Annotated in this window: 6 protein-coding genes; 1 reads left to right on the top strand and 5 read right to left on the bottom strand. The window is 67.9% G+C overall.

Annotated elements, in window-relative coordinates; genetic code table 11:
- A partial coding sequence (locus DBR34_RS19335) for an EamA family transporter (RefSeq protein ID WP_258224142.1) occupies nucleotides 1-640 on the top strand: 640 nt, incomplete at its 5' end.
- Nucleotides 641-853: 213 nt separating this feature from the next.
- On the opposite strand, the gene betA is transcribed toward DBR34_RS19335, so the two are convergent.
- From betA to DBR34_RS19310, 5 genes are all read right to left on the bottom strand, one after another.
- Nucleotides 854-2,527, bottom strand: a complete 1,674-nt coding sequence (gene betA / locus DBR34_RS19330; protein WP_128097981.1) for a choline dehydrogenase — start codon at nucleotides 2,525-2,527, stop codon at nucleotides 854-856.
- 25 nt (nucleotides 2,528-2,552) lie between these two features.
- Entirely contained in the window at nucleotides 2,553-4,025 is a 1,473-nt protein-coding gene (betB, locus tag DBR34_RS19325; RefSeq protein WP_128097980.1) for a betaine-aldehyde dehydrogenase, read from the bottom strand.
- Nucleotides 4,026-4,059: 34 nt separating this feature from the next.
- Entirely contained in the window at nucleotides 4,060-6,039 is a 1,980-nt protein-coding gene (gene betT / locus DBR34_RS19320; protein WP_128097979.1) for a choline BCCT transporter BetT, read from the bottom strand.
- A gap of 331 nt (nucleotides 6,040-6,370) precedes the next feature.
- Entirely contained in the window at nucleotides 6,371-7,108 is a 738-nt protein-coding gene (locus DBR34_RS19315; protein ID WP_181394082.1) for an endonuclease/exonuclease/phosphatase family protein, read from the bottom strand.
- Between the two features lie 53 nt (nucleotides 7,109-7,161).
- Nucleotides 7,162-7,705: thiol:disulfide interchange protein DsbA/DsbL (locus DBR34_RS19310; protein WP_146186890.1), on the bottom strand; the 544-nt coding region annotated here is incomplete at its 5' end.

Raw genomic sequence — 7,705 nt, 5'->3', positions numbered from 1 at the left:
GATCACGCTGGGGGTGATGAACCTGCTGTTCTACATGGCGTTGCGCACGATTCCGTTCGGCATCGCGGTGGCGATCGAGTTCTGCGGGCCGCTGGCGGTGGCGATGTGGTCCTCGCGCCGGCCGATCGACTTTGTCTGGGTGGGCTGCGCGGTGGTCGGGTTGCTGCTGCTGTTGCCGCTGGGCCACGGCGCGCCGCTGGATCCGGTGGGGGTGATGTTCGCCTTGGGCGCAGCGGCGTGTTGGGCGATGTACATCATCTTCGGCAAGCGGGCAGGGCATCTGCACGCGGGGCATACGGTGTCGCTGGGGCTGTGCGCGGCAGCGCTGGTGGTGGTGCCGGTGGGCGTGGCGCATGCGGGCATGGCGCTGCTGGACCCGAAGATCCTGCTGTTCGGGTTGGGCGTGGCGATTGTCTCCAGCGCGATTCCGATGTCGCTGGAGATGATGGCGTTGAAGCGGTTGCCGAAGGAGACCTTCGGCATCCTGATCAGCATGGAACCGGCGGTGGCCGCGCTGCTGGCGATGGGTCTGCTGGCCGAACACCTCACCCTGCTGCAGTGGGCCGCCATCGGCTGCACGGTGGTGGCGTCGGTGGGGAGTACGGTGACGGCACGGCGGGTGGCGCCGGTGATGGCGTAGCGCCGGGCTCTGCCCGGCTGCGCGGTGCCGGGATACGGGGTAGCCGGGTAGCGCCGGGCTCTGCCCGGCTGCGCGGTGCTGGGATACGGGGTAGCCGGGTAGCGCCGGGCTCTGCCCGGCTGCGTGGTGCTGGCATACGGAGTAGCCGGGTAGCGCCGGGCTCTGCCCGGCTGCGTGGTGCCGGGATACGGGGCAGCCGGGCAGAGCCCGGCTCTACCGGTTCCTTACCGGCGCGTCCCCGGCTACGTAGTAGTCCGCCGTGCTGCGTGGCAGCGGGGCGCGGCCGCGGATGCGGTCGGCGATCTTCTCGGCGATCATGATGGTGGTGGCGTTGAGGTTGCCGGTGATGATGCGCGGCATGATCGAGGCGTCCACCACGCGCAGGCTTTCCATGCCGTGCACGCGGCCCTGGCCGTCCACCACGCTCATTGCGTCGGTGCCCATCGCGCAGGAGCACGACGGGTGGTAGGCGGTCTCGGCACGGGCGCGCACGAACGCATCCAGCTCCGCATCGGTCCTGCAGTCCGCACTCGGACTGATCTCGCGGCCGCGGTACTCGTCCAGCGCGGGCTGGGCGATGATCTCGCGGGTGATGCGGATGGCGTCGCGGAATTCCTGCCAGTCCTGGTCGGTGGACTGGTAGTTGAACAGGATCGACGGATGCGCATGCGGGTCCAGCGATTTCGCATGCACGCGGCCGCGGCTGGGCGTGCGCATCGACCCCACATGCGCCTGGAACCCGTGTTCCTTGACCGCATTGGTGCCGTTGTAATTGATCGCCACCGGCAGGAAGTGGTACTGGATGTTCGGCCACTCGAAATCATCGCGGGTGCGGATGAAGCCGCCGGCTTCGAACTGGTTGCTGGCACCGATGCCGGTGCCGGCAAACAGCCACTCCGCGCCGATGGCCGGCTGGTTCCACCACTGCAATGCCGGGTACAGCGACACCGGCTTCTTGCAGGCGTACTGCATGTACACCTCCAGGTGGTCCTGCAGGTTCTCGCCCACGCCGGGCAGGTCATGCACCAGCGGCACGCCAAGCGCGGCCAGCAGCGCCGGGGCGCCCACGCCGGAGCGCTGCAGAATCTGCGGCGAGGCGATGGCGCCGGCGCACAGCAGCACCTCGCGACGTGCGGTGGCGTCGATCGGCGTGGCGCTGTTGCCGGCCAGGTAGCGCACGCCCACCGCGCGCTTGCCGGCGAACAGGATGCGGTCGGTGGTGGCATGCACCACGATCTCCAGCCCGGCGCGGTCCTTGGCCATGTCCAGGTAGCCGCGTGCGGTGCTGGAACGGCGGCCGCGCGGGGTCACGGTGCGGTCCATCGGGCCGAAGCCTTCCTGCTGGTAGCCGTTGAGGTCGTCGGTGCGCGGGTAGCCGGCCTGCACGCCAGCCTCCACCATTGCGTGGAACAGCACGTTGTTGCCGTTCTTCGGCGTGGCCACGCTCACCGGGCCGTCGCCGCCGTGGTAATCGTTGGGGCCGATGTCGCGCGTTTCGGCCTTGCGGAAGTACGGCAGCACGTCGTGGTAGCTCCAGTCTTCCAGGCCGTCGAAGCGGGCCCAGTTGTCGAAGTCCAGCGCGTTGCCGCGGATGTAGCACATGCCGTTGATCAGCGACGAGCCGCCCAGGCCCTTGCCGCGCCCGCACTCCATGCGCCGGTCGTCCATGTGCGGTTCCGGCTCGGTTTCATAGGCCCAGTTGTAGCGGCGGCCCTGCAGCGGGTAGGCCAGCGCGGCCGGCATCTGGGTGCGGAAATCCAGGCGGTAGTCGGGGCCGCCGGCTTCCAGCAGCAGCACGCTCACGCCGGCGTCCTCGGTGAGGCGCGCGGCCAGCGTGTTGCCGGCCGAGCCGGCGCCGATGATGATGTAGTCGTATTCGCGCTTCATCGCGGTGGTCTCCTGTCAGGCCGGTTCAGAACACCGACGCGTAGCGGTCCAGTTCGATCTGGATGGACTTGGTGCGGGTGTAGGCGCGCAGCGTGGCCAGGCCGTTCTCGCGGCCCACGCCGGACTGCTTGTAGCCGCCCACCGGCATCTGCGCCGGCGATTCGCCCCAGCAGTTGACCCAGCAGATGCCGGCCTCCAGCTGGTGGATCAGGCGGTGCGCGCGGCTCAGGTCGCTGCTCACCACGCCCGCGGCCAGGCCGTACTCGGTGGCGTTGGCGCGGCGCACGGCCTCCTCTTCGGTCTGGTAGGCCAGCAGGCTCAGGACCGGCCCGAAGATTTCCTCGCGCACGATGCGCATGTCATCGCGGCAGTCGCTGAACACGGTGGGGGCCACATAGCAGCCCTTGCCCAACGCACCGTCGGTGAGCCGCTCGCCACCACAGACCAGGCGCGCGCCTTCGGCCTTGCCGCTGGCAATGTGGTCCAGCACGCGCTGCATGTGCGCGGTGCTGACCAGCGGGCCGAAGTTGGTGTCCTCGTTCAACGGGTCGCCAATGCGGATGCGCGCGATCCGTTCGCTCAACGCCTGCTCGAAGTCGGTGAGCAGCGCCTGCGGTACGAACACGCGGGTGCCGTTGGTGCAGACCTGCCCGGAGCTGTAGAAGTTGGCCATCATCGCCACGTCGGCGGCGAGCTCGATGTCGGCGTCGGCGCAGACGATCAGCGGCGACTTGCCGCCCAGTTCCATGGTCACTTCCTTGAGGGTGGAACTGGAGGCGCTGGCCATCACCTTGCGCCCGGTGCTGGTGCCACCGGTGAAGGAGATCTTCTCGATGCCGGGGTGCTCGGTCAGTGCCGTGCCCACGCCCGCGCCATCGCCGGGCAGCACGTTGAACACGCCATCGGGCAGGCCGGCTTCGGTGAAGATCTCGGCCAGCTTCAGCGCGGTCAGCGGCGTCACTTCGCTGGGCTTGAAGATCATCGCGTTGCCGGCGGCCAGCGCCGGGGCGGCCTTCCACAGGGCGATCTGGATCGGGTAGTTCCATGCGCCGATCGCGCCGACCACGCCCAGCGGCTCCTGCCGGGTGTAGAAGAAACTGCCGTCGCGCAGCGGCACCTGGCTGCCTTCCAGCCCGTGCATCACCCCGGCGTAGTACTCCAGCACGTCGGCGCCGGTGACGATGTCCACGCTGCGGGTTTCGCTGAGCGGCTTGCCGGTGTTGAGCGTTTCCAGCTCGGCCAGCGCGTCGTTGCGCTCGCGCAGCAGGGCGACGGCGCGGAGCAGGATGCGCGAGCGTTCCACCGTGGTCAGTGCGGCCCACACCTTCTGGCCGGCCTGTGCGCTTTCAACGGCCGCATCCAGGTCGTCGCTGTTGGCGCTGTGCACCTTGGCCAGCACCGCGCCGGTGGCCGGGTTGACGACCTCGAAGGTGCGTCCGCCCTGCGAGGGAACGTAGCGGCCGCCGATGTAGAGCTGTTGGTCGGGGAATGTAGGCATGTCGATGACTCCTTTGCAGCGGGAGACCAGCAGTTCAACGGGTCAGATGCAGGAACTGCAGGTGGCGCTCGTACTGGTCGATGATGTCGTTGATGATCTGCTGCCGGCTGTAGCCGAACAGCTCGTAGTCCTGTCCACCTTCATAGAGGTGCACTTCGGCGCGGTAGTAGCGCAGGTTGCGGAAGCGCTGTGCGGCGAACGACGGGGTGAGGTAGCCGCGCATGATCACCTGGTAGGTGAACACCTGCTGCTCGCCATGGTCCACGGTCAGTTCCATCTGGCCGGGCTCGAACTTCGTCTGTACGTCCAGGCCCTGTTCGCCCAGCTGCGCGGCCACCGCTTCGATGGCCGGTTTCACGTCGGTGTCCATGAACCGGTACACCTCGTCGCGCACCGGGAAATGCACGGCCTGGGTGATGCGCTGGCGCCAGCCACGCTGGTGCCGCGACTGCCCGATCAGCGGGATCGGCGAATACTGCGAGGCCTTCTTGCGCTGCGATTCCTCGCCCAGGGCGCGGGTGAGGCCCCAGATCATCAGCAGCAGCACCACCGAGAACGGCAACGAGGCCAGCACCACCGCCGACTTGAGCGCATCCATGCTGCCGGCCAGCAGCAGTCCGGCGGTGACCAGCGCGGTCATCACCCCCCAGAACACGCGCAGCCAGCGCGGGCCGTCGTCTTCCGGGGCGCCGCCATGCGAGGACAGCGTGGACAGCACCACCGTGCCCGAGTCGGCCGAGGTGACGAAGAACACGAAGCTGACAATCACCGTGACCGCGATGACCGCGCGGCTCCACGGATAGCTTTCCAGCAGCGCGTACAGCACGGTGGGCGGGTTATCCACCGCCATCTGCGCCAGGTGCGCGTGGCCGTGGTGCAGGATCTGGTCCAGCGCGCTGTTGCCGAAGATCGACAGCCACGCCAGGGTGAAGCCCAGCGGGATCAGCAGCACGCCCAGCACGAACTCGCGGATGGTGCGGCCGCGCGAGATGCGCGCGATGAACAGCCCCACGAACGGCGCCCAGCCGATCCACCAGGCCCAGTAGAACACCGTCCAGTTGCCCAGCCAGTCCGGGCGGCCGCCGTAGGCATACACGTCGAAACTCTTGCCGACCACGTTGCCCAGGTAGTCGCCCATGTTCTGCATGAGCGCGTTGAGCAGGTACTGGGTGGGGCCGGCGAACAGCATGAACAGCAGCAGGCCGATCGCCAGCAGCATGTTGATGTTGGACATCCAGCGCACGCCTTTTTCCACGCCGGACACCGCCACGGTAATCGCCGCGCCCATCATCAGCACGATCAGCCCCACCTGCACCCAGGCCGCATGCGGCACCGGGAACAGGGTGTTGAGCCCGGCATTGAGGTGCAGCACGCCAAAGCCCATGTCCGCGCCCAGCCCGAACACGGTGGCGACGATACCCAGGGCATCCACGGTGTAGCCGATGGGCCCGTTGATGCGCTTGCCAATCAGCGGATACAGCGCCGAGCGCAGCGCCAGCGGCAGGTTGTGGCGGTAGGCGAAGTAGGCCAGTGCCATGGCAGCCAGCGCGAACACGCCCCAGCCGTGCAGGCCCCAATGCAGGAACAGCAGCTGCATCGCCTGGCGCGCGCTGGCTTCGCCTTCGCCCACGCCGCCCTGTGGGGGCAGCAGGTAATGGGTGAGCGGTTCGGACACGCAGAAGAAGAACAGCGTGATGCTGATACCGGCGGCGAACAGCATGCCGGCCCAGGACAGATAGCTGAACTCCGGTTCGTCGTGGTCCGCGCCCAGCTTGACGTTGCCGTAGCCGGACAAGGCCACGCCGACCACGAAGACCAGGTACACGGTCATCGCCAGCAGGTAGTACCAGCCGACGTTGCGCGACGCCCAGGTCTGCGCGTCCAGCAGCAGGCTGCCGGACTGGATGGGAAACGCGGCGACCAGAATGGCAAATGCCGCCACGATCGTGGCGGCAAGCAGGAAGACCGGTCGAAGCGTGCGTACCTCGTAGGGAGGCGACTCCACAGCGCTCATGGGGAGGGAAGGCTCTCGATGCCGAACTCGGCAGACCCGGAGCATTAGCGCATAACGGCTGTGGAGGGGCTGTTTACGCGCCCGCGATGCCAGGCTGAAGCGAAAATGCAGCGACGTAGCGCCGGGCTCTGCCCGGCTGTCGCGGAAATGCAGCGACGTAGAGCCGGGCTCTGCCCGGCTATCGCGGAAATGCAGCGACCGTAGAGCCGGGCTCTGCCCGGCTGTCGCGGAGATGCAGCGACCGTAGCGCCGGGCTCTGCCCGGCTGTCGCGGAGATGCAGCCGGGCAGAGCCCGGCTCTACGAATCTGATGCAGCGGAAATGCGGACGTGTCAGCGCAGCGCGTGGCTGGGTACGTCGATTTCCATGGCCAGCGCCAGGTGGTCCGAAAACGCGGCCGGGACCGCTTCGGCGCTGCGTTGCTGCAGGCCGGTGCTGAGCAGGATGTGGTCGATGGCCCGGTCCGGGCGCCAGCTCGGGAACGTCGGCACCGCGCAGCCCGGCGGTTGCAGGGTGGTCTTCTGGTACAGCGCCTGCATTTCCGGGCGATCGGCCAGGCAGTTGAAATCGCCCATCAGCACCGCGTTGGGATGGTCGGTAAGCAGGTCGGCAATGAAGGCCAACTGCGACATCCGCGAGTTGGTCCCCAGCGACAGGTGCGCCACGGCAACGGCCAGGCCTTCACTGCCTTCGCCGAACTTGGCCAGCAGCACACCGCGCCCGCCGATGCGGCCGGGCAGGGCGTGGTCCTGTACTTCCACCGGCTCCAGCCTGCTCAGCAGGCCGTTGGCGCTGGACGCCACCCCGCCCATGCGGCGGTTGGGCTGGTGGCTCCAGTAATTGAAGCCGGCGCGCTCGGCCAGGTAGTGGGTCTGGTTGGTGAAGCCCGAGCGCAGGCTGCCCGGATCGGCCTCCTGCAGGCCGACGATGTCATGACCGCGCGCCAGCTGGGCAATGGCGTCCAGGCTGGTGCGCTTGCGCCCCGCCGGCAGCGCATGCGACCAGCTGCGGGTCACATAGTCGCTGTAGCGGCGGGTGCTGCTGCCGGCCTGGATGTTGGCCGTCAGCAGGCGCAGGGTCCGCGTGGTGGGGGAATTCACGACGGTGGCAGGCTCGGTAGGAATCAGTTGCCCTTGGCGGCGCGTTCGCGGGCGATCAGGTGATCGGCGATGCGCAGCATGTCGGGGAAGCTCTTGCCCTTGACCAGGTACTTGCCGTTGACGATCACCGACGGCGTGCCGGTGATCTGGCTGCGCTGGGCGAACTGCTTGGCGGCATTGGTCTTGGCATTCACCGCGAAGCTGCTCATGGTGCTGGCGAACTGCTTGGCGTCGGCACCGTGCTTGCCGTAGAAGGCGGCGATGTCCTCGACCGAATCACGACCGCGCTCGCCCTTCAGGGTCTGCTCGGCGTGGATGGCCGAATACAGCGCTTCATGGGTCTTTTCCTGCAGGCCCATGCTCTGTGCCGCATAGAAGGCACGCGCGTAGTTGTCCCAGGTACCGCCGAACATGGCCGGCACGTAGACGAAGTTGACGTCGCTCGGCAGGCCGGCCTTCCACGGTCCGATCAGCGGCTGGAATGCGGCGCAGGCCGGGCACACGTAGCCGAAGATCTCAGCCACTTCGATCTTGCCGGCGGCCGGCTGGAACGGCTGGCCGTTTTCG

Source organism: Stenotrophomonas sp. HMWF003 (assembly GCF_003061285.1).
Taxonomy (GTDB): domain Bacteria; phylum Pseudomonadota; class Gammaproteobacteria; order Xanthomonadales; family Xanthomonadaceae; genus Stenotrophomonas; species Stenotrophomonas maltophilia_AP.
The sequence above is the reverse complement of the archived record's forward strand: the minus strand, read 5'-3'. Positions and strand labels throughout refer to the sequence as shown.

Coding starts and splice junctions, on each gene's coding strand:
- betB (WP_128097980.1), bottom strand. CDS start 4,025: ATGCCTACATTCCCCGACCAACAGCTCTACATCGGCGGCCGCTACGTT.
- betA (WP_128097981.1), bottom strand. CDS start 2,527: ATGAAGCGCGAATACGACTACATCATCATCGGCGCCGGCTCGGCCGGC.
- betT (WP_128097979.1), bottom strand. CDS start 6,039: ATGAGCGCTGTGGAGTCGCCTCCCTACGAGGTACGCACGCTTCGACCG.